At 40.6% G+C, this 21,587-nt stretch carries 20 protein-coding genes; all 20 read right to left on the bottom strand.

What is annotated here, in order from left to right; all coding sequences use genetic code 11:
• Window positions 1-56: 56 nt before the first annotated feature.
• On the bottom strand, window positions 57-1,226 hold the full coding sequence (locus AC1Q59_RS01525; RefSeq protein WP_492364004.1) for an acyl-CoA dehydrogenase family protein: 1,170 nt from the start codon (window positions 1,224-1,226) through the stop codon (window positions 57-59).
• Between the two features lie 62 nt (window positions 1,227-1,288).
• Complete coding sequence (locus AC1Q59_RS01520) at window positions 1,289-2,089, bottom strand: enoyl-CoA hydratase/isomerase family protein (RefSeq protein WP_492364003.1); 801 nt, start codon at window positions 2,087-2,089, stop codon at window positions 1,289-1,291.
• A 22-nt stretch (window positions 2,090-2,111) separates the two neighbouring features.
• Window positions 2,112-3,032 carry a hydroxymethylglutaryl-CoA lyase gene (locus tag AC1Q59_RS01515; protein WP_492364002.1) on the bottom strand — a complete coding sequence of 307 codons (921 nt, stop codon included), beginning with the start codon at window positions 3,030-3,032 and terminating at the stop codon, window positions 2,112-2,114.
• Between the two features lie 184 nt (window positions 3,033-3,216).
• Complete coding sequence (locus tag AC1Q59_RS01510) at window positions 3,217-3,996, bottom strand: enoyl-CoA hydratase/isomerase family protein (protein ID WP_492364001.1); 780 nt, start codon at window positions 3,994-3,996, stop codon at window positions 3,217-3,219.
• A 101-nt stretch (window positions 3,997-4,097) separates the two neighbouring features.
• The gene (locus tag AC1Q59_RS01505; protein ID WP_492364000.1) at window positions 4,098-4,871 is read right to left on the bottom strand and encodes a citryl-CoA lyase; all 774 of its coding nucleotides are present in this window, start codon (window positions 4,869-4,871) and stop codon (window positions 4,098-4,100) included.
• Between the two features lie 35 nt (window positions 4,872-4,906).
• The gene (locus tag AC1Q59_RS01500; RefSeq protein WP_492363999.1) at window positions 4,907-5,335 is read right to left on the bottom strand and encodes a PaaI family thioesterase; all 429 of its coding nucleotides are present in this window, start codon (window positions 5,333-5,335) and stop codon (window positions 4,907-4,909) included.
• Between the two features lie 105 nt (window positions 5,336-5,440).
• A complete protein-coding gene (locus AC1Q59_RS01495) occupies window positions 5,441-7,588 on the bottom strand; it encodes an acetate--CoA ligase family protein (RefSeq protein ID WP_492363998.1) in 2,148 nt (715 codons plus the stop codon).
• A gap of 2 nt (window positions 7,589-7,590) precedes the next feature.
• A complete protein-coding gene (locus tag AC1Q59_RS01490) occupies window positions 7,591-9,501 on the bottom strand; it encodes a TRAP transporter permease (protein ID WP_492363997.1) in 1,911 nt (636 codons plus the stop codon).
• A 109-nt stretch (window positions 9,502-9,610) separates the two neighbouring features.
• Window positions 9,611-10,813, bottom strand: a complete 1,203-nt coding sequence (locus AC1Q59_RS01485; RefSeq protein WP_492363996.1) for a TAXI family TRAP transporter solute-binding subunit — start codon at window positions 10,811-10,813, stop codon at window positions 9,611-9,613.
• A 371-nt stretch (window positions 10,814-11,184) separates the two neighbouring features.
• On the bottom strand, window positions 11,185-11,598 hold the full coding sequence (locus AC1Q59_RS01480; RefSeq protein ID WP_492363995.1) for a Zn-ribbon domain-containing OB-fold protein: 414 nt from the start codon (window positions 11,596-11,598) through the stop codon (window positions 11,185-11,187).
• A complete protein-coding gene (locus AC1Q59_RS01475) occupies window positions 11,598-12,767 on the bottom strand; it encodes an acetyl-CoA acetyltransferase (RefSeq protein WP_492363994.1) in 1,170 nt (389 codons plus the stop codon). The genes AC1Q59_RS01480 and AC1Q59_RS01475 overlap by 1 nt, the downstream gene beginning before the upstream one ends.
• A 48-nt stretch (window positions 12,768-12,815) precedes the next feature.
• Window positions 12,816-13,991, bottom strand: coding sequence for an acyl-CoA dehydrogenase family protein (locus AC1Q59_RS01470; protein ID WP_492363993.1), 1,176 nt, complete (start codon window positions 13,989-13,991; stop codon window positions 12,816-12,818).
• A 1-nt stretch (window position 13,992) separates the two neighbouring features.
• Window positions 13,993-15,156 carry an acyl-CoA dehydrogenase family protein gene (locus AC1Q59_RS01465; RefSeq protein ID WP_492363992.1) on the bottom strand — a complete coding sequence of 388 codons (1,164 nt, stop codon included), beginning with the start codon at window positions 15,154-15,156 and terminating at the stop codon, window positions 13,993-13,995.
• Window positions 15,156-15,593 (bottom strand): MaoC family dehydratase, encoded by a 438-nt coding sequence (locus AC1Q59_RS01460; protein ID WP_492363991.1) that lies wholly within the window; start codon window positions 15,591-15,593, stop codon window positions 15,156-15,158. Before AC1Q59_RS01460 ends, AC1Q59_RS01465 begins: the two co-directional genes overlap by 1 nt.
• Before the next feature lie 18 nt (window positions 15,594-15,611).
• Window positions 15,612-16,064: a MaoC family dehydratase N-terminal domain-containing protein gene (locus AC1Q59_RS01455; RefSeq protein WP_492363990.1), complete on the bottom strand. Its 453-nt coding sequence runs from the start codon at window positions 16,062-16,064 to the stop codon at window positions 15,612-15,614.
• Window positions 16,065-16,206: 142 nt separating this feature from the next.
• The gene (fabG, locus tag AC1Q59_RS01450) at window positions 16,207-16,947 is read right to left on the bottom strand and encodes a 3-oxoacyl-ACP reductase FabG (protein WP_492363989.1); all 741 of its coding nucleotides are present in this window, start codon (window positions 16,945-16,947) and stop codon (window positions 16,207-16,209) included.
• A 309-nt stretch (window positions 16,948-17,256) separates the two neighbouring features.
• Window positions 17,257-18,240, bottom strand: coding sequence for an NAD(P)H-dependent flavin oxidoreductase (locus tag AC1Q59_RS01445; RefSeq protein ID WP_492363988.1), 984 nt, complete (start codon window positions 18,238-18,240; stop codon window positions 17,257-17,259).
• Between the two features lie 91 nt (window positions 18,241-18,331).
• A complete protein-coding gene (locus AC1Q59_RS01440) occupies window positions 18,332-19,090 on the bottom strand; it encodes an SDR family NAD(P)-dependent oxidoreductase (RefSeq protein ID WP_492363987.1) in 759 nt (252 codons plus the stop codon).
• Window positions 19,091-19,151: 61 nt separating this feature from the next.
• Window positions 19,152-19,931: an enoyl-CoA hydratase/isomerase family protein gene (locus AC1Q59_RS01435; RefSeq protein WP_492363986.1), complete on the bottom strand. Its 780-nt coding sequence runs from the start codon at window positions 19,929-19,931 to the stop codon at window positions 19,152-19,154.
• A 42-nt stretch (window positions 19,932-19,973) separates the two neighbouring features.
• Window positions 19,974-21,581, bottom strand: coding sequence for a class I adenylate-forming enzyme family protein (locus tag AC1Q59_RS01430; RefSeq protein ID WP_492363985.1), 1,608 nt, complete (start codon window positions 21,579-21,581; stop codon window positions 19,974-19,976).
• Window positions 21,582-21,587: the final 6 nt, after the last annotated feature.

Below are 21,587 nucleotides of genomic sequence, written 5' to 3'. Positions count from 1 at the left end.
TAAGAGAGGCTGTCGTATGACAGCCCCATGCATTTTAGTGAAAATCTGGTTCCCTCTTAGTAAGATCTTGGCATGCCCAGTACGTGCTGTCCAACGAAGCTCGCAACTAGATTATTGGCAATTGGTGCTACCATGAACAGACGTGCTTCACGGAACTTTCTTTCAATATTATATTCTTTAGCAAATCCGTAACCGCCATATGTGTCCATTGCAGCATTCGCAGCACGCCATGTCGCTTCAGCACAAAGGTATTTAGCCATGTTAGCTTCGGCACCGCAATCTAAACCGGCTTCGAATAAATCAGCAGCTTTATCTCTCATTAATTTAGCAGCCTGAATGTCCATATAGGCTTTAGCAATCGGGAATTGTACCCCTTGGTTTTGACCGATTGGACGGTTAAATACCACACGCTCATTAGCATATTGAACAGATTTATCAGTGAAATACAACCCATCACCGACAGATTCAGAAGCAATAAGAATACGCTCTGCATTCATGCCGCTTAGTACATAACGGAAGCCTTTTCCTTCTTCACCGATCAGGTTTTCTACCGGAATTTCTGCACCTTCGAAGAATACTTCTGTTGTCGCATGGTTAACCATTGTATCGATCGGGCGGATGTCAATTTTATCAGCTTGTTCCTTCATATCTAAGAGGAATAAGCTTAAGCCGTCAGTCTTCTTTTTTACTTGGTCTTTAGGTGTTGTTCTGGCAAGAAGCAGCATTAAGTCAGAATGTTCTGCGCGAGATGTCCAGATTTTTTGACCATGAACAACATATTTGTCTCCTTTTCTTTCAGCAAAAGTCTGAATGCTTGTTGTATCACTTCCTGCTGTTGGCTCAGTAATACCGAAAGCTTGAAGACGTAGCTCGCCGCTGGCGATCTTAGGAAGATATCTTTGCTTTTGATCATCGTTTCCGTGTCGCAATACGGCACCCATTGTATACATTTGTGCGTGGCATGCACCAGCATTACCGCCGGAACGGTTAATCTCTTCAAGAATAATAGCTGCTTCCTTCATGCCGAGTCCTGCACCGCCGTACTCTTCAGGAATCAGAACGGAAAGCCATCCTTCTTGAGTTAAAGCTTGAACAAATGCTGTTGGGTATTCTTCTTTTTCGTCTGTTTCTCTCCAATACTCCTCTGGAAAACGCTCGCAAAGGGATCTCACACTTTTTCTAATCATTTCGTGTTCAGTATTTTCCATCATTTTAGCATTTGACATATGGTATAACCTCCAAAAATATTAGTTTATTATTTTTTATAGAATGCTTATAAGAAAAACTATTATTTACCCTTCCACTCAGGAGCCCGCTTTTCATTAAATGCATATATCCCCTCTAAGCGGTCTTCTGAATTTGCACAAGTATAGTAGGATTCCAATTCAAGAGCTATACCTGTTGCTAAATCTGTTTCGGTTCCTTTGTTAACCGCTTTCTTTAATGCCTTTAATGAAAGTGGTGCATTGCTGGCGATGGTTTCTGCCAGTCTAATTGTTTCTTCTAAGAGATTTTCACTATCATAGACATGGTTTACTAATCCCCATTTTTGTGCCTCATCTGCTGTGATTCTTTTGCCGGAGAATAAGATCTCCTTTGCAATGCCTACAGGGATTAAACGGCCAATTAGCTGGGATCCGCCAATTCCCGGAATTAAGCCAAGTTTTGCTTCAGGCAAGCCTAATTGAGCATGTGCAGCAGCTGTTCTGATGTCGCAGCTAAGGGCGATTTCCATGCCGCCCCCAAGCGCGTAACCGTTAACAGCACAGATTACTGGGAATGGGAATTCGCGCATTCCCTCTGTCACCTTCTCGAAATAATCATGCTGGATTTTCCAGTCCTTCTGTGACATGCCATTTCGCTCTTTTAAATCAGCGCCGACACATAAGCTCTTTGTTCCAGAGCCAGTGATAATAAGGACTCTAATATCCTCATCATATTTTAGTTCTGTCAGCACATCGATGAGTTCGATCGCCATTTTTGTGTTTAACGCATTCATCGATTGAGGGCGATCTAAAGTAACAATGGTAATTCCTTTGTGGGATGGTGCTTTTTCAACTTTAATAGTTTCATATGTTTTTACCGTCATATTAAAATCTCCTTTCTATTAATTAATTTGGTACTGGATATTTGCGGGAACTTTTCCCTGCTTTCATCACCTGTCCAGGCAGTTCGTGACCTAGTACATCACTTAGTTTTTTCGATGCTGCGATTAGCTGGTCAAGGTCGATCCCTGTATGTACTCCCATTTCTTCAAGCATGTGAACTACATCTTCAGTACAAACATTCCCAGTGGCACCAGGTGCAAACGGACAGCCGCCGATGCCGCCTAATGAAGCATCATAGATTCTGATGCCTGCTTCCATACCGCCAATAATATTAGCTAGTCCCATTCCTCTTGTGTTATGAAAATGGCAGCCAAATTCAAAGTCTTTCCATTCATTTACCACTTTTCTTGTCAAATTATAGACTTGCTTTGGATTAGCCATTCCTGTTGTATCGGCTAGGGTAATTCTTTTAATATCATGCTGCATGACTTTTTCGATGATCCCTAATACTCTGTCTTCCGGGATTTCACCTTCGAATGGACAGCCGAAAGAGGTTGCAATGGCCACGTTAAGGTTTATATTATTTTCTGCAGCAAATTGGGATAAAACATTTAAGTTTTCAAGGGATTGGTCAGTTGTCTGGCGGACATTCTGCAGGTTATGTGTGTTGCTGGCTGAGAACACATAATTGACAGATGTTACTCCGCTCTTTTTTGCATTTTCCAGACCCTTTAGGTTCGGTATAAGAGCTGTCAGGTTTAATTCCTGATTATCTGCAATCTGGGAAAAGAATTCTGCTGTGTTCGCCATTTGCGGAACCGCTCTTGGATGGACAAAGGAACCAAATTCATATTCGGTTACATTTGCCTTGTGCAGTAATCCAAAGATTTCAAGTTTTTCATCAACAGTAAGGATCTTGTCCTCCAATTGGAGACCATCTCTTAAACCCACTTCATAAATGGTCACCTTATCTTGTAGTTGCATTTTCCCATTCCTCCATTGTTGGAATAAAATTAATATTCTATAAATAGGATACTGTATCCAAAGTGCATTATCAATATTATTATGAATTTTAGAAAAACTTTTTTGCTGCTTTTTTTAAAGACATTGAAAAACAAGAGCTAAAATTGAATGCAGCTCTTGTTTTTATACTAATATTAGCAATCTTTTATTTTCCTGTGAAAACAGGTGGCCTTTTTTCAAAGAAAGCTGTGACACCTTCTTTAAAATCTTCTGTTTGAAAACAAATACCCTGAGCTTGAGCTTCTAATTCTAAAAGAATTTTTAATTGTGCATTCACGTGCTGATTCATTATTTTTTTCGTCATACCTATCGAAATCGGTGACTTCTTTGCTAGTTTTTGAGCAAGGATAATTGATTCCTCAAGCAAGGATTCAGCAGGGACAACTTGATTAACAATTCCGAGCTTGTGGGCTTCTTCTGCTGTGATCCTGTCTCCTAAAAACATCAGTTCCTTTGCCCGCTGAGGGCCTATAAGCATCGGGAGAAAATGAATGGCAGCAAAATCGGGAATCAGGCCAACATTAACAAAGCTTTGCACAAAAAATGCTTCATCAGAAGCGATAATTAAATCACACAATAAAGTAAGGCTAAATCCCGCTCCTGCTGCAGCTCCATTAACAGCAGCAATGATTGGCTTTTCAATTTCAAGCATTTTCATCAAAAGAGGATGTGACTGCTGCAGTCTTTTTCTCCCCTCGATAAGGCCTATTTCCTTTAAGGCTGATAAGTCTCCACCGGCTGAAAAAGCTTTGCCGTTGCCGGTAAGAACAATACATTTAATATCCTCATCCTTTTCTGCCCTTTCAAGTGCATCTAGAAGCTCAAGCCTCATTTCCATGACTAAGGCATTTCGTACCTCCGGCTTATTGAGATAAAGGATGTATGTACCGCCAATCTTTTCTTCTAATAGATATTCGTATTTCATATTTACCTCACCCCCGTTTTCATAAGTCTATTTAGATCATTTAACGTTAAATGATAAAAAATGAGTTCATTCCCTATAGAAGGGAATGAACTTTAAGATGCCTATTTGGGCTGATAATCAGCATTTTCTTCTACAAATTCATATAATTGCTGGCCGAAGCTTTCCTTTCTGCCAACCTCTATTTCTTCAACAATATGAGCAACTAGACCAACTGCCCTAGAGGCAACGGCAAGCGATTTTACAACACGGTAGTCGAGTCCCATATCTGCCATAATGGCACCAATTGCACCAACGGCATTTAAAGTGATAGTCTTGCCCTTTTTCTCGCAGAATTGTTTATGAATTTCGACTAGCAGCTGTGAATTATTTCCGTAGAAGCCCAATTCTTTTGCGATTTGGAACAATCTTGTTGTCCGTGGATCTTCAGGTTTATGAATAGGATGTCCAAATCCAGGGAGCTGCTGTTTGTTTTCTTGTCTCTCATGAATAATAAGGGATGCTAATTCAATGATGTTCATGTCATCCCCATATTTTTGAAAGGCCTTCTGCAGCATTTCAGCCACGTATTCCATTGCGCCTAGATAGACGGTTCCGGCCCCGAGAAGACCCGCTGCAACAGCAGATTGAACAGATTCAGGGGCTCCAAGGTATGTTAAGCGTGTGGAAATCGAGCTTGGTGTATACCCGTGTTCACAAATAGCCACTAATAAAGCATTAAGCATTTTTGATTCATTTTGTGTTGGTTTCCTATGCATGGCACCAAGAAAAGCCATGTCTGCAAGAGTAATATGGCCGATTAAATCTTCAGTTAAATCGTAGCCATGGATATAAATTTTATCAGGTGTAGACTTGCCAATTTTAGTTGGAAATTGCATGTTATCCCTCCGAATTTTCATAATAGATGATCATTTCATTTAGACTCTAAGTTACCAATAATGGCGTATGTGCCAATTGCTGTGCTAATGATATCCCCGCTGTCATTCACAACCTTTGCCTCGACAAATACGGTGCGTCGCCCTGGGTTCACGATTTTTGCGCTTGCATGTAACGCTCCTTCTGTCACAGGGGCAACAAACTGAGTCGTTAAAGAGACGGTTGCCACTCTAACTTCCCTTTCTGAGCGGATGACCACAGCTCCTATGGTGTCTAAAATGGAGGTCAGTGCCCCTCCGTGCAGCATCCCATTAGAGTTGACCAGTTCGCCTTTGACTGGCATTTTTACAATGACATCTCCAGGCTCGAGCTTCTCGATGGACATCCCCATATGCTGCCAAAATGGGGAGTCTTCAAATTGTTCTCGCAGCCACTGCAAGTATGTGTTTGAATTCGTTTCTTTCACCCTTTTCTCCCCTATTTCTTGAAAATTGGCTCTGTTAAACGAAGCCGTTGATTTCAATCCAATTAATTAGGTTCTTTATTTTGAAACATTAACACAGTTTGAATATTAAATTGATGCAATAGAAACGTCGGCCTTTTCTCCATCTTTCCAGACAATAATTCCGTCTAAGGCTGCAACTCCTTTTCCCTCTTCGAAGACCAAAATAGGATTGATATCCATTTCGGCAATTTTTCCATCATTCATAGCGGCAAATTGGGAAACGTTTACAATGGCGTCTGCAAGAGCCTTGATATCCCTAGGTTTGCTGCCTCTTATACCCTCTAACAGCGGGAATCCTTTTAATTCTTTTAGCATTTCATTGGCTTCTGCAAGATTTACCGGTGCTCTGCGAATGGAAGCATCCTTTAAGACTTCAATAAAAATGCCGCCAAGTCCGCAAACAACTAATGAGCCAAATTGAGGATCTTCCTTAATGCCGATAAACATTTCGACACTGTCGTCCTTAATCATTTCCTCGGCAAGAATCCCTTCAATATGTGCTTGCGGGTTATATTGTTTAACAGATTTCAGGATCTCTTCAAAAGCAGTTTCCAATTGCTGTGCGTTATGAATGTTGATTTTCACTCCACCAGCATCTGTTTTATGAAGGACATCCTTTGAAATAACTTTACATACAACCGGGTACTGAAGTTCATTCTTTACTTGTGCCAAATGCCTGTCATCTCTAATGACCACTCCGTTTGGAACACGAATTCCTAAAGAGGAAAGCTGTGGTTTCACCTGCTCTTCAGTCCAAACGCCGATCTTTTCCTCACTATTATTAATAGTGCTGGTTATAGCAGGTTCTGCCTCATCTTCCTTATTGCAGAACAGCGAAAAATCTACTAAATGTTTAAGTGCAGCCATTGTTTTATAGGATGTTGGGTAAACTGGGACCCCTGCCTCCTGTAAAATTCTGCGCCCTGGACCTGTTAATTCATCCGTTCCCGTGATGGTGACCAGAATTGGCTTATCTGTTCTCCGGTCAATATCAACGATTTTTTGGCAGATATTTTTGCCAAGCTCTCCGCCAAAGGTTGTTTGGAAAACAATGGCGTCTACCTGATCATCGTTAATAAGAACCTCTAAGGTATCTGTTAAAATGTGCTGCTCTTTTAAAGCCTGTGCGGTAACGTCGATCGGATTTAAGGCTGAACCGTAAGGCGGAATAATTGATGTGATTTTTTCAGATGTTTCCGCTGTCATGCGGAGCATATCCAGGCCTAATTCTTCACTGTAATCAGCCATGGCGATGCCAGCTGCACCGGAATTGGAAATCGTCACAATCTTATTGCCTTTTGCTTTTTTGCCTCTAGAAAAGACCTGCATCAAATCGATCATGTCATCGACATCGTTTACGGTAATCAGCCCATATTGTTTGGCGATTGCACGGAAGGTCTCCTCAGACCCCGTTAAGGAAGCGGTATGGGATAATGCAGCCTGTCTTCCGATTGCAGAACGGCCAGCCTTTAATAGAATAATAGGTTTCCCTTTGGATTTAGAAGATTTCGATAAATCTATCAGCATTTTTCCGTCCGGGATTCCTTCAAGATACCCTGCTACAACTTTTGTATCCTGATCTTCAAGCATATATTCAATGATATCAAGAGAATGAATATCCATTTGATTCCCTGAGTTTATAATGTAGGAAAAGCCAATATCCCTTTCTTGGGCCAATCCGAATAGTGAAAAGCCTATGGCGCCGCTCTGGGAGGAAAAGCCGACTGGTCCGGCTTTAAACCCTTTTTCTGTTTCAAATGATGTTGCAAATCCTAGTGGAATGCTTTCTTTCACGTTAAGGAGTCCGACACAGTTTGGACCAAGAATGGAAATCCCAGCTTGCTTGGCTCTTTCTAAAACTTTCTCCTGAAGTTCTTTACCTTCCTCGCCTACTTCAGCAAACCCCGAATTAAATAAAACTAAATGATGAACCTGCTTTTTTTCGCAATCATCAAGGATCTGCATCATTCTTTTGGCTGAAACAGCGATTAGAGCAACATCGACAGGTCCCGGTATATCCAAAAGGCTTGAATAACATGGGATTCCTTCAATTTCGTCGTATTTAGGGTTAACAGGATAAATTTTTCCTTGGTACTTATGGTTAATCAGATTTTTAAATGGCTTACCGCTAATAGATGTGAAATCCTTTGAAACACCGACAATGGCTACAGATTTTGGGTTCAATAATCGATCAATCGCAGTTATCTTTGACATTTTTATACCTCCTGTTGTTGGTCTTTTTCTACCTGGACAGGTACAAATCTTTTATACAAATAAATGAGTACGGTTATGACAAACCCGATAATTGGCATATAAAGATTCGGGAAGAACATGAGAATTCCAGCTGCAAATAATAAAATCCGTTCAACAGCATTTATTGTGCCGGAGCCTAACAAATAGCCTTCAAGTGCTGAGGCAATGACGAAAATCCCGATGATGGAAACAGCGATACTAACCACCGTGTCCATTGGCTCCCCGCGGCCAATAAGAATGGCAGGATTATATATCATGTAAAATGGCACGATAAATTTAACCGAACCTAGCTGTACTGCCTGAAAACCAGTTTTCATTGGACTAGCTCCAGCGATGCTTGCAGTTGCAAAAGCGGCTAATGCCACTGGCGGTGTGATATAGGAGACCGTAGCCCAGTAGACGACATAAAGGTGTGCAGCAATCGGATCAATGCCCACTGCTACTAAGGCTGGGGCCATAATAATCGCCAAAAATACATAGACTGCAGATACGGTCATTCCCATTCCTAAAATAAAACAGGTTAATGCACCGCCCAGAAGTATGAGGAAAGTACTATCGCCGGCTGCAGCAACTAATTCTCTTGAGAAAGAAAATGAAACCCCTGTTGCTGATAATGCTCCGACAATAAATCCAACCCCGGCAATGATGACCACAATGTCTGCTAAAACTTTTCCTATTTCGACAAACATGTCAAAAAGCTGTTTTCCGTTCATTCTTGTTTCTTTTTTAATCATCGCAATGACGATTAAGGCCAAACTCGCATAGTATGGTGCCTGCCCTTCAGAGTTAAGGAATCCTAAAAACACAATCATAAGGACGATGGCAAAAATGTAAAACCAGCCGTTTTTCAATGTACCCCAGAAAGATGGGATTTCTGATTTATCCATGCCTTTTAAATTGTTTCTCGCAGCATACCCATCAATTTGCACATACAGACCAATATAATACAAAATTGCTGGAACGGCGGCAGCTAAAGCAATTTGGTAATATGGCGTCGCTAAAAATGAGGCCATGATGAAGGCTGCTGAACCCATAATTGGCGGGGTAATTGTTCCGCCAGTTGATGCAGTTGCTTCGATGGCTGCAGCATAGTGCGGCTTATAGCCAGACTTTTTCATCGCCGGAATTGTCATTGCGCCAATGGTTACGGCATTTGAAACAGCACTTCCGCTTAACATTCCGAAAAAGGCACTTCCTACTACCGCAACCTTTGCAGAACCGCCGCGTGACTTCCCAAACAGTGAAAGCGCTAATTTGAAGAAGAAATCTCCTCCGCCAGTGCGCGTGATGACAACACCAAAGACAAGAAATCCAAGCAGCAAATTACCGATTGTTGTATAAGCAATGCCAAATACACTATTTGAACTCATGATATGGTTTCTTGCTAATGTCATAAAGTCATAAGATTGACCCTGTAAAATACTAATTGGTATGTCAGAAGCAAACATTGGATAGAGAGAAATGACTAAACAAATAATGGCCAAAACCAGTCCAGCGGTTCTCCGCAGGGCTTCAAGCAAAAGTACCCATAAAATAATACTGAAATATGTCGGAATGGGAGGAGCATTCCAATCCCAGCCTTCCATAATGATGCGTTCTCCATTTAGTCCGATATAGACAGTTAATACTAAAGATAGGGCAAAAAATAAAATATCAAACCATTTGACTGAGGTGGTATGTGTTTTTCTTGCTGGGAAAATTAAAAATGCAATGGGCAAGAAGCAGGCCAGCAAGTAGATAAGATAAGCATTTTGAATGGGATTGATGCCAAATAGCTCTAAGTAAAACAGCATGTTTATCGATAGGAAAATCCCGACGAGTGTAGATAAAACGACAACAATTTTCCAGAATAAATTAAGTCTTCCTGTTTTCATACACAATTCTCCCCTGCCTTTTTTTTATTTTGACCTTATACAATGCGCTCCTTTCTATAAACATAGGAAGAATGCCAGCCAGCTAATGCGGCTGACATTCCAGGATTGTTTACTTAACAAGTTCTGCTTTCTTTTCTAGCCAGTAGGCTGGGAAGTCATCTTTAGAGATACCTTCTTTTTTTGCTTCTTCTGTTACTTGATCCCAAGCAGCTTTAAGCTTTCCATATCTTTCTACTAAAGCATCATTTTTCGCTTGTTTTTCATCATCCCAAAGGTTGTTTTCTTTAAAAAACTTAATGGTACCTTCATGGAATGGCACACCGCGAGGATCCGTTAATACTTGATCAATGGCATAAAGGGCTAGGTTTGGCATGGCGTCTTTAAAATCATTAAAGTTTTCATGCATGGCCTTAACTAGTTCATACACCAAATCTGCATCAAGATCAGCATAGCCTCCAACAAGATATCCATGTCCCATGACATCTGTCGCTTCTTTCATACCCGCACCATTGTCTAATGTATATGGGAATAGCCAAGGTGCTGTCTCTTCGACACGCTTCCAGCCTTCAGCATCATTAGGATCCATTTCCAGCCAGCGGATACCGCCTTTACTGTCAGCTTCAAACATAGCTGAAGCGGTTGGGTTAATACCTGCTGCATCTATTTGGCCCTGGATGAGTGCATCACCTTGACCGCCATAGGAAGTGATGTCAACGACATCCACATCATCCCATGTAAGACCGCCAAATGCTAAAATCGCTTCATTCTTGATATTTACAGAAGCGTTTCCTGTAACTTTAGGAATCTTTTTCCCTTTTAAATCTGCGATTGTTTTAATATCGGAATCTGCACGAACAGCAAATCCGAATTGACTAATTGGTGCCCAAATCGCGCGAACATCCTGCGGACCCCAATCCTGCTGTGAGAATTCTTCAATCGCTTCAAAGGAAAATTGGATTTCATCCCCTAGTTTTCCGATAGAAGCTGTTTTATCCCGAAGGGGAATCATTCGGCCAACGCCGCTTGCTGAAGGAAGCATTCTGATTTGAGAACCATATTTGCTTGTCAGCGTGTTAGCGATGGCAGACATTTCTGCATAACCGCCAGAACCGACATCATATACACTCCAAGTCATTTGTTTTGGGAGCGGACCATCTCCACTGCTTTTAGCTCCTCCTTCAGAAGCTCCGCTGCTGCCGGCATTGCCCTGTTCCTGATTGCTGCCGCTGGTGCTGCTATTGCTGCTGCATCCAATTAAAAGAATGGCTAATAGGAAAAACATAACAAAGATTTTTAGCGGTTTTTTCAGCATTTTTAAATCCTCCTTTTAAAGTAAAGCTTCTAGATTTTGCAGAAACGAAAAACAAGAAAATTCCACACCTTCTAAGGAAATCGCTTACATCCTTCGTCTGAATTTTATTTTATATATAAAATAAAATTTCGTCAATGAAAAATTAAAAAATTCTGTATATTCTGCAACTATAATTTTTTAGATGTGTACTTCTGCAGATCGTCCGTTTATTTTTTCAATTTTATCATCGGGTTTTTCTTTGTTTGGCGGGATGCTGGAATTCTAAGAGGGTGGATGTACGTGATGACAATCTTTCAAATACGCAGGTGAAAATACAAATTTTTAAGAGGAGGATGGAACACCGCTTGATGCTCCATCAGAATATTAAGGCATTATTTTATAGTCGGCTGAAACATCGGCAGTTTGAAGTCGCCTCTTTCCTCAAATATAACCTCAACAGGCATGTCACATGAAATTTGCTCGATATCCGTATTGATAATATTAGCAAACATGCGCACACCCTCATCTAATTGAACAAGTGCGACAGCATATGGCACGTCTTCTTTAAAGGCAGGGCCTCCGGCGCGGCGTGCAATTGTATAAGAGTAAATGGTCCCCTTTCCAGAGGCTTCCACCCATTCTATTTGTTCTGAAAGGCAGTGCGGACATACAACACGCGGATAAAAAATATGCTTTGAGCAGTCCCCGCATTTTTGTATGAGGAGTTTTTCTTCCTTGCATCCCTGCCAATAAATCCGGGAGTCACCATCTGGTATTGGCAGTGGCTTCATTTGGTCAGACATCATTAATCCCTCCCTAAAATTACGACGGATGTGGATGACAGGGTTCCGCCTGTCCCATTAACTAGGGCGAGCTTCGCGTCCTTCACCTGACGCTCATCGCATTCCCCTCTCAATTGACGAACGGCTTCAATCAATAAAAAGATTCCGTACATGCCAGGGTGTGCATAAGACAAGCCTCCGCCGTTGGTGTTCATCGGAAAATCTCCGCCAGGGGCTGTGCGCTGATTGGCTACAAAGTCCCCTCCCTCACCAGGTTTACAGAATCCAAGAGATTCAAGGGTCAGCAGGACAGTAATAGTGAAAGAATCATAGATTTGCACAACATCAATGTCATTATGGGTGACACCAGCCATTTCAAATGCGGTTTTTCCAGACTGTGCTGCAGATGTTACCGTTAAATCAGGCATTGCCTGAATAGACCAATGGCTGTGTGATTCGCCTTGACCTAACACCCATACAGGTTTTTTACGGCAATCTTTTGCTCTTTCTGGAGATACGAGAACTAATGCTCCCGCTCCATCTGTTACCAGACAGCAATCTAATAGATGCAGTGGATCACTAATCATTGGAGAATTTAAGACATCCTCAACTGTTAAAGGATCTCTCATGGTTGCATGCGGGTTTAATTGAGCCCACTTACGTGTTGCAACAGCAATTTCCGCCAAATGCTCGGGCTTGGTTCCATATTGATGCATATGGCGGTGTGCAGCCATGGCATAGGAACCGGCTGGAGATGGCAGGCCATAAGGTGTTTCAAATTGTGCTGTCAAAACTGGGGGTCTTCCCGCTAACGTCCGTGAACGTTCCGAACGCTGTGTACTCCCATAAAGGATAAGGGCAACCTCGCAAAGACCTGATTGAATTGCTGCTGCGGCATGTCCAACATGGGCTTCAAATGCAGAGCCGCCAATTTGAGTGGAGTCTGAAAATTTCGGCTGGATTCCTAAGTATTCTGACAAAATCACAGAAGGGAAAGAACCCACTCCCGGTAATCCCCAGAGACCTGCAACAAAAATTCCATCTACATCGTCTTTTGTCAGACCAGCATCCTCCAAGGCTCTTTTTGCTGCAATGGCTTGAATTTGCAGTACGGAAAGACCGTCCCTTACCTTTCCGTTTTCGAGTTCAACATCACCAACTCCAACGATGGCGGCAGCTCGATTTATAGACATGGTTTCACCAACCTTTTTATTATTAAGTGGATAGAATGACTAGATATATTACAAATGGCTTTGCAGCTCTTTTGATAATTCCTCTTGAGAAAGCAATCGGGTTAAAAGGAAATCATTCATCATGGAAGGATGGGTAATATGGGCAAGCTGGTACATGGATTCCTTATACCAATAATGAATACTTTCCTCCCAAGTAAAGCCCATCCCTCCGTGAAGCTGGATGGCGGTTTCGCATACTTGTTTATACATATTTGCCGTAAACAGGCGGGTTGAAATGGCCTGCATGAATGATTCAGAAGGATTATCGCTTAATTTGGCGGCAGTATACACGCAATAGCTTCGTGCTTTTTCAATCTCTACATGCATTTCAGCAATCATATGCTTTACAGCTTGGAAAGAACCAACTGGGACGCCAAATTGCTTGCGTTCTTTAACATAATGAATCGTTCTTTTAAGTACCTCATCAGCTCCGCCAATGATCTCGCCATTTAATGAAATGAAGTAATTAATAAGCTGTTCGTTCAATAAAGCTTGATGATTACTGGCTGTTCCTTCGATTAAGTCGTTTTTGCGTACAGGAACCTCGTCTAAGATCATGCTTCCTTGCGGTTTTGCTAAATTGATAGCTTGGTCGGATTCAATCTTCATTCCTCTTGAATCAGTTGGCAAAATAACTGCAGAAATAGCGCCCGACTGATTTTTAAATGGGAGTAAAACAGCGTCGGCATGCTGAATAAATGGGACGTTTTGGATTGTTCCAGATAACTGAAGCTGTTCGCTGTCTTCATTGATGGTTAAATCTGGCCAGATGAAATCAAACTGTCCATCAGCTTTGCCGAATAGAGGCAAGGCGCAAGTAATAAGCTTTTCCCCGCCAATAAGCTCATTAAGAAGTTCCAGCTGATTTTCGGATAGCTTTAGCTGGCTAAGAAAAGGAACAATCAATCCGGCAGTAAGAGTATATGGACCAGGGAAGATCTTTTCTCCGATCGATTCTCCCAGATACATTAAATCCAGGGGCCCAGCATCTTCCAAAGCTTGCAATTCACCTTTAGCTAGTACTCCGAGCCAGCCGTTTTCACCAAGCTTTTTCCATAGCTTTTTAGAGAAACCATTCTCATTTTCTGTAATACTAGTAAAAGTTTCAAAGGGCAATTCCTTTTTTAGAAAGGCTTCAAGCCCTTTTTTTAGCATTTGCTGCTGTTCCGAGAAGCGATATTCCATGTTATCTTCCTCCCTTCGAACTTGGCAGTCCTAGCGATTTTGCGATAATATTCTTTTGGATTTGTGTGGTTCCTGCATATATGGTTTCAGCACGGGATAAGAGGAACTTCTCCATCCAAACCCGGTTATTGCCTTTGATTAATGCCTCATCCCCAAGAACCTCAACACCAACATTAAGCAGATCCTGGTGACTTTCACTCCAAGCTAATTTGGCTATAGCTGGAAGCGGCCCTGTGTCCTCACCTTGAGCAATAAGAGCAATGTTTCTTAAAGACACGCTTTTTAATACTTCACAAGCTAAATAGGCTTCGACAAGCTTGGTTTGCATGACTGGACTATTTGCTGGTGAATGGTCATTTTTGCTTTGCTCCTGGAATAAAGCTGCAAGCTGCTGGAATTCTTGCTGCATTTTCAACGCGCGCTGGGCAAAATGGATCCCGCGTTCATGGGCAAGAGCATAGTTTGCCATTTCCCAGCCATTGTTGATTTCCCCAACAACATCGGTTTTAGGAATGACCGCATCTTCAAGGAAAATTTCAGCAAGTTCGGATTCCCCGGCGATATTTTTAATAGGTCTTACCGTAACACCGGGCTGATCTAAGTCTAAAATCATCATGCTGATGCCTTTGTATCGTGACTCGCCTGTGCGAACAAGGATATAGCATTTGTTAGCATAGGGGCCATAGGACGTCCAAACTTTCTGTCCATTTAAAACATAGTGATCGCCTCTATCCTCAGCTTTTGTCTGAAGTCCAGCCAAGTCGGATCCAGCGTTTGGCTCAGAGAAACCTTGGCACCAAATGTCATCATGATTTAGCATCCTTGGAAGATAGTATCTTTTTTGTTCTTCTGTACCATAGCGGATCAGGGTCATGCCAAAGATGCCGATTCCATTTGAGTTTAGGACTTCCGGTGCGTTAATGCGGACAAGCTCTTCGATATAGACTAATTGCTGTTCAATGGAAAGGCCTAGACCGCCATATTCCTTTGGCCATGCTGGTGCAACCCAGCCCCCTTGTCCAAGCATTTTGCCCCAGGCTTTTCTCCTTTGTACATGCTGGTCACCTGTCACTTCATGATTCCATTCGCCTGGATAATTAGCCTCCAGCCAGGATCGAAAATCCTTGCGGAAAGACTCAGCCTCCTGTGAATATGTAAAATCCATTAACGATTACCTCCCGATCCAGTCATTATTTTTGAAGGTAATGCTGCTTCAAACGTCCCTGATACTTTAATCTCTCCTTCATCATTCATAGCTTTAACTTCACAGACAATGCAGTTGTTTTCCTTCTTTTCAATTACCTTTCCAGTCACATGAATTTGTTCGCCTGGTTTGGTCATTTTCCGAAAACGGATCTGCAAGGAATTGACATATTTGCGGGGAATCCAGCTCGTTACACCTTGGGCCGCCATTCCCATAATCAGCATTCCGTGTGCAATCACCCCGGTTCCAGCCTTTTCACCGACCTCTTCAACTGTGTGGAGCGGGTTAAAATCTCCTGAAGCACCGGCAAATTTGACCAATTGAACTCTTGTGATTGGTTCTTTTGTTACCGTTGGAAAAACATCGCCAACATTTAGATCCTCAAAATATTCCCACATTCTTTATCACAGCCTTTTTTAGTGTCTTTCAATGGTTACATTTCTTGATTTTGCCACAAGTTCATTATGCTGATTTCGGTATTCGAACTCCAAAGTAATCAGGTTCATCCCGCCTGTGGAGCCTTTTTTTACTTGCACATCGACAACTTCTCCAGATACGGTTAATGTGTCATTGGCATATATTGGTTTGAAAAATGAGTATCCTTGTTCCCCGTGTAAAACCATAACAGGGTTTAGGTTTAGCATTTTGCATTTCTTTTCAAAGGTGAAACCGCCCCATAAATCAATTACTTGAAGAAATGTAATCGGAATTGGAATTCCCTCATACCCTTCTTTTTTTGCAGCCTCTTCATCATAATAAATAGGGTTTGGATCTCCGATGGCTGCTGCTAATTCTCTAATCTTTCCTTTTTCAACGGAAAAGCTGTATGGTTCCAGCTTTAGTCCTGCTAATTCCTTTACTGCGCTCATTTTTTCACCCGCTTTTTATCATTTTGCAATACAATCATAACACTTAATATAAAATTTAAAATATTCCAAAAATACTATATATAGATTTTTTGAATATTTTCTACCTATTCATTCGCTTTATAAATTCTATAATCCTGCAAAATTACATAAACCGTCCGCCAGTAACCTCTAAAATATTACCAGTCATATAGTCAGAGTACTCTGAGCTTAGGAAAATAACCGCCTTTGCGATATCGAGCGGCTGGCCTACTCTTTGCATTGGGATCTCTGCAATTTTTATCTGGCGAACCTTTTCTGGTACTGCACGCGTCATATCTGTATCTATAAAGCCGGGCTGGATAGCGTTTACATTTACTTGGAATTTCGCTAATTCTTTCGCTGCAGCCTTTGTCATGCCGACAATTCCTGCTTTTGCCCCTGCATAGTTGACCTGGCCCATATTTCCGACCTTGCCGGCAATGGAAGAAATATTGACGATTTTTCCTTTTTGCTGCTGGCGCATGTGTACAGCAGCAGCCTGCATGCAGAAGAACGTTCCTTTCATATGAACATTTATGACCTGGTCAAACTGCTCTTCGGTCATTTTATGAAGCATGGCGTCTCTCGTAATTCCCGCATTATTTACTAAAATATCAATATCACCGAATGAATCAATGGCAGCCTGAATTAAGCCATGTGCACTATCTTTTTTGGCGACATCTACTTGGACAGCTAAGCCCTTCGTTCCGATTTCTTCAATTTCATGGACGACAGTTTGGGCCGCATCCAGGTTAAGATCTCCCACAACGACATTTGCTCCATGTTTTGCTAATAATAAAGAAATCTCTCGGCCAATTCCTTGGCCCGCTCCAGTTACTACAGCAATTTTTCCATTTAAGTTCATAATAAACAACTCTCCTCACTGGGTAATTTTAATTTAATTTTTATGTTCTTCTAGTGATAGCTATAGAGTAATGCCTGGTTAAATTTTATATAAGAAAACTTTTTTTGTCAATAAAAATTCGGAAAATTTGAATTATTGTGTTTTGCTATTTGATTTCTCTATATTCCTTGCACAGAAGTGCAGTTTACAGAAGAAAAGCAATATGATCTCGCCAAATAAAAATTTTTTCTTCAGTAAAAAACCACAGAAAACTGTGGTTTTTAAAAACTAGAGAATTCCTTTTAATCAGAGTTTTTATTGAATTATTTCCTATATAATACTCACATCTTCTTTTTTAAAGTATGAATTTACTATTTTTAAAGTTTGGTCAGCCTCGTTAAGTATCGAATCAATTATTTCTTTTACACTTGGACAATCATCAATTCTTCCAATTACCTGTCCAATAGATAAGATTCCCGCATCTATATCTGCGGTTTCCAGCAATTTTTTATATGCTTCCCCTCCAATTAAAGGCAGTAATTGATCAATGGAAGCTCCGCTTTTCTCTAACTCTAATGTTTGAAGTGCAGCCTTATTTTTATAGACTCTATTCGGTTTATTAATTGAACGTTTAACCATTACTGTATCGTTAAGCTTCGCGTTTATTAATTGTTCTTTTATTAAGTTTGGGAGTGGTGATTCCTTACTCATAACAAATCTTGTTCCCATTTGGATACCTTGTGCCCCCAGTGATAAGGCCGAAAGCAATCCTTGGCCATCTTTAAATCCCCCGGCAGCAATGACAGGGATCTTGACAGCTTTTACAACTTCAGGAATTAAAATCATAGAAGTTACTTCATCAACCCCTGGATGACCCCCGCATTCATAACCGACAATAACAACTCCGTCACAGCCCAATTCCTCCGCTTTTTTTGCGAACTTCACAGAAGGTACAACATGAATAACCTTTATTCCGGCTGTTTTCAATTGATCCATATATTTAGCTGGGCTATATCCAGAAGTAAAAACAATTTTCACTCCAGATTCAATAACACCCTCAACATACTCATCCATCGGTTTCCTAATGCCGATAGCGATGTTTACACCAAAAGGTTTATCAGTATTTGCTCGTACTCTTTCAATATCCTCCTGCATTTCCTTCTTGCTCGGAAATGAGCCGGCAGTAATTAAACCTAATCCCCCCGCTTCGGAGACGGCTGAGACAAGTGGTTCTTTACCTAATCCTTGTAATCCCCCTTGAATAATAGGAAACTTAATTCCTAATAATTTGGTGATCTCCGTTTTTAATTCCATAATACCCTCCAATTTCTATACTGTTTGAACACTCTGGTCATATTAATTGGGGCAAAAATTATTAAGGTGAATTTCAACAAAAATTACGGTTTCACCTCATTGCAGTTGCAGAGGAACATCCAGCATCAGCATTGATAACTACTCCAGTTACTAGATCTGAATCGGAAGAAGCAAGATAAACAAACGTACCTGCCAATTCATCTGGTTCTGGGAAACGCTTTATAACATATCTTCTTAGATTAGTCTCTAGCATTTTAGGATCCGTACGTATTTTTTCTGTCATAGGCGTAGAGGCTAATGGAGCAATCGCGTTTGCGGTAATATTATATATACCTAACTCTGTCGCCAAAGCTTTTACCATTCCTACTAACCCCATTTTTGCGGCAGCATAATTAACCTGCCCGAGGGTACCCATTAAACCTGCTGCTGACGTGACATTGATAATTTTCCCATATTTTTGTTCAATCATATCTCCAACGGCGTGTCTCACACAATTCCAAGCCCCTTTTAAGTGAACAGCGATGACCTCATCAAATTGGCTTTCCTCCATTTTGTGAATCATTGCTGGTCTAGTAATGCCTGCATTATTTACTAAGACAGTTATTGGTCCTAATTTTTCTCGTGTAATATCAGCCATTTTCTCAACAGCATTGTAATCCGATATATCACAGCAGATTGGGATTGCTGTTCCGCCTTTATCAGTTATCTCTCTCGCCACTTGCTCTGCTCTTTCGCCATTTAAATCAACTACGGCCACTTTCCCGCCTTCTTCGGCGAATCGTTTAGCAACTTCAGCACCAATTCCTTGACCGCTTCCGGTGACAATGCATACTCTATCTTTTAACCTCAAAAGCCAAACCCCCAATTGTAATTGAAAATACTATTACTCTAAAATTAATTTTTAAATCAAATTATTTTCCAATAAACATAGGCTGCCTTTTTTCAAAGAAAGAAGCGACACCTTCTTTAAAATCCTTTGTTTGAAGACAAATATCTTGAGTCGTTGCTTCTATCTCTAATAACATTTTTAATTGACCATTTACATGCTGGTTCATCATTCGTTTTGTTAAACCTATCGATATCGGAGATTTCTTTGCCAAATTTTCTGCAATCGAGATGGTTGTTTCCATCAATTTATCGCTTGGAATGATTTTATTGATAAGCCCTATTTGTAAAGCTTCTTCAGCGGAAACCTTTTCCCCAAGAAACATCATTTCTTTTGCACGCTGTGGCCCAATTAGTAATGGAAGAAAATGAATAGCTCCGAAATCAGGAATTAAGCCTACGTTCACAAAGCTTTGCACAAAAAAAGCCTTATCAGATGCCAGCACCATATCACAGGCCAACGCAAAACTGCATCCAGATCCAGCAGCTGGTCCATTGACAGCAGCAATAATAGGTTTTTCAATTTCTAGTACTTTGTGCAATAGCTTAACGCCATCTATTAATCTTTTTCTTCCGCCTAATGGTTTAATTTCACTTAAGGCACTAAGATCCCCTCCGGCTGAAAAGGCACGGCCTTCACCGGTTATGACAATGCATTTTATATCTTTGTCTTTTTCCATATCCTCAAGTGCATATAATAATTCTTCTTTAATCTCCGTAATAAATGCGTTGCGGATCTCTGGCCTATTCATAATTAGAATGCCTATTCCATTATGTCTTTTAACAATAATATTTTCATAATTCATCCAATCACCTCATCCCTTAATATTCATAAAATGAACTATTTTCTATTGCTTTTTTAATGTCATATACTCTTCAGCCATTTCCCTTAATTTAGCTTTTTGAATTTTATCTCCATTAGGCCCAGGGGTGGTTGGGAATGAATCAATAAAGATAACATCTTTTGGTACCTTGAAATCAGCCAGGCCATTTTTGCAATGCTCAATAATGTCCTCTTTTTTAAGATTTTCATTTTCTTTCAGCCTCATAAAAGCAATAGGAGTCTCCTGGCCATCATGTTTCACACCAACAATTTGAACAATGTCTACTTCCGGTAATAATAAGATATAATCTTCAATTTCCTTTGGAGAGACTAAAAATCCTTTTAATCGAAGGGAGTCTTTCATCCTTGAATAGTAAATAACAGATCTATTTTCCAGTTTTATAGCTAAATCACCTGTTTTGAAGAACTCCCCATTTTTTGTAAAAGACTCTCTTGTAATTTCAGGAGCATCTAAATAACCCAACATCACATTGTAGCCTTTCATGATCATTTCACCTTCATTTCCAGGAGGGAGGATTTCCTCTGTTTCAGGATCAATAATTTCTACATGAATGTCAGGATGTATGGGCGGTCCACCCGCAAGTACGCGTTCTTCTAAAGGTGCATCAATACTCCCAACACAAGCGAATGATCCAACCTCTGACATTCCATATGTTTGGACCATAGTAACGTTTTCAAATAGGTTTTCCATGGCCTTAACGAATTCTAACGTATCCATGATCATGGTTGAGACAACCCCGACTCTTAATGAGGACAAATCGTAATTTGATAAATCCATGTCAAAAAACGGTATACACATATTATCTAGACCAAAGAAAATGGTTGCCTTATATTTATCGATGATTTTTATTGTTTCTAGCGGATTGTATCGTTCCATTGCTATAACTTTCGCTTGATGTGTTAATACCGAAAATAAAGCAATATACCCAAATATTCCACAAAAAGGAAGTCCGCCAATGAGAATATCCTCTTTTGTTATTTTTATATGATTGCCAGCGTTATATCCGTGTAACAATGCCATTCTTTGCGAATGCATAACGCCTTTTGGATTCGAAGTGGTACCGGATGTATATAAAATATTAAATACGGATTCGGGGGAAGATAGTCCTTTGAACTCTTCTAAACGAACATCTTCATTTACGTAAAAGTCATCTAAGGTCTTATAAAAACTTGTTGAGTCGTCATGAAGTGATGTAGTGGATACAATATACTCTAAGGAAGGGAATGCAGTGTGATCGATTTCTGTTTTGCCAATTACGCCTTCTAGAATTTCTTTATAATTATAGGAATCCAATTGAGGCTGAAAAATCATCATCTTGCTCTTTGAATGCTGGAGAATATAATTCAATTCATGGGCTTTATAGCGCATATTTAAATTTACAACGGTTGCACCAATTAAACCTGCTGCCAGTTCTATAACAATCCAATCAACAGAGTTTGGAACCCAGACGGCAATCCTATCACCGTAAGAGATATGACTTTTTAGCCCCCTTGCAAGTTTACTTGTCTTTTTGATCAAATCTCCGTATGTGTATGTTTTATCCTTGTGAATCACTGCTGTTCTATGTTCATTTTTTTGGAGATGAAGCAACAAATCATATACCGTTTCCATAATTTG

The sequence above is a fragment of the Cytobacillus sp. MT66 genome, from assembly GCF_058792595.1.
The sequence above is the reverse complement of the archived record's forward strand: the minus strand, read 5'-3'. Positions and strand labels throughout refer to the sequence as shown.

Coding starts and splice junctions, on each gene's coding strand:
- AC1Q59_RS01525 (WP_492364004.1), bottom strand. CDS start 1,226: ATGTCAAATGCTAAAATGATGGAAAATACTGAACACGAAATGATTAGA.
- AC1Q59_RS01520 (WP_492364003.1), bottom strand. CDS start 2,089: ATGACGGTAAAAACATATGAAACTATTAAAGTTGAAAAAGCACCATCC.
- AC1Q59_RS01515 (WP_492364002.1), bottom strand. CDS start 3,032: ATGCAACTACAAGATAAGGTGACCATTTATGAAGTGGGTTTAAGAGAT.
- AC1Q59_RS01510 (WP_492364001.1), bottom strand. CDS start 3,996: ATGAAATACGAATATCTATTAGAAGAAAAGATTGGCGGTACATACATC.
- AC1Q59_RS01505 (WP_492364000.1), bottom strand. CDS start 4,871: ATGCAATTTCCAACTAAAATTGGCAAGTCTACACCTGATAAAATTTAT.
- AC1Q59_RS01495 (WP_492363998.1), bottom strand. CDS start 7,588: ATGTCAAAGATAACTGCGATTGATCGATTATTGAACCCAAAATCTGTA.
- AC1Q59_RS01490 (WP_492363997.1), bottom strand. CDS start 9,501: ATGAAAACAGGAAGACTTAATTTATTCTGGAAAATTGTTGTCGTTTTA.
- AC1Q59_RS01485 (WP_492363996.1), bottom strand. CDS start 10,813: ATGCTGAAAAAACCGCTAAAAATCTTTGTTATGTTTTTCCTATTAGCC.
- AC1Q59_RS01480 (WP_492363995.1), bottom strand. CDS start 11,598: ATGATGTCTGACCAAATGAAGCCACTGCCAATACCAGATGGTGACTCC.
- AC1Q59_RS01475 (WP_492363994.1), bottom strand. CDS start 12,767: ATGTCTATAAATCGAGCTGCCGCCATCGTTGGAGTTGGTGATGTTGAA.
- AC1Q59_RS01470 (WP_492363993.1), bottom strand. CDS start 13,991: ATGGAATATCGCTTCTCGGAACAGCAGCAAATGCTAAAAAAAGGGCTT.
- AC1Q59_RS01465 (WP_492363992.1), bottom strand. CDS start 15,156: ATGGATTTTACATATTCACAGGAGGCTGAGTCTTTCCGCAAGGATTTT.
- AC1Q59_RS01460 (WP_492363991.1), bottom strand. CDS start 15,593: ATGTGGGAATATTTTGAGGATCTAAATGTTGGCGATGTTTTTCCAACG.
- AC1Q59_RS01455 (WP_492363990.1), bottom strand. CDS start 16,064: ATGAGCGCAGTAAAGGAATTAGCAGGACTAAAGCTGGAACCATACAGC.
- fabG (WP_492363989.1), bottom strand. CDS start 16,947: ATGAACTTAAATGGAAAAATTGCTGTAGTAACTGGAGCGGGCCAAGGA.
- AC1Q59_RS01445 (WP_492363988.1), bottom strand. CDS start 18,240: ATGGAATTAAAAACGGAGATCACCAAATTATTAGGAATTAAGTTTCCT.
- AC1Q59_RS01435 (WP_492363986.1), bottom strand. CDS start 19,931: ATGAATTATGAAAATATTATTGTTAAAAGACATAATGGAATAGGCATT.
- AC1Q59_RS01430 (WP_492363985.1), bottom strand. CDS start 21,581: ATGGAAACGGTATATGATTTGTTGCTTCATCTCCAAAAAAATGAACAT.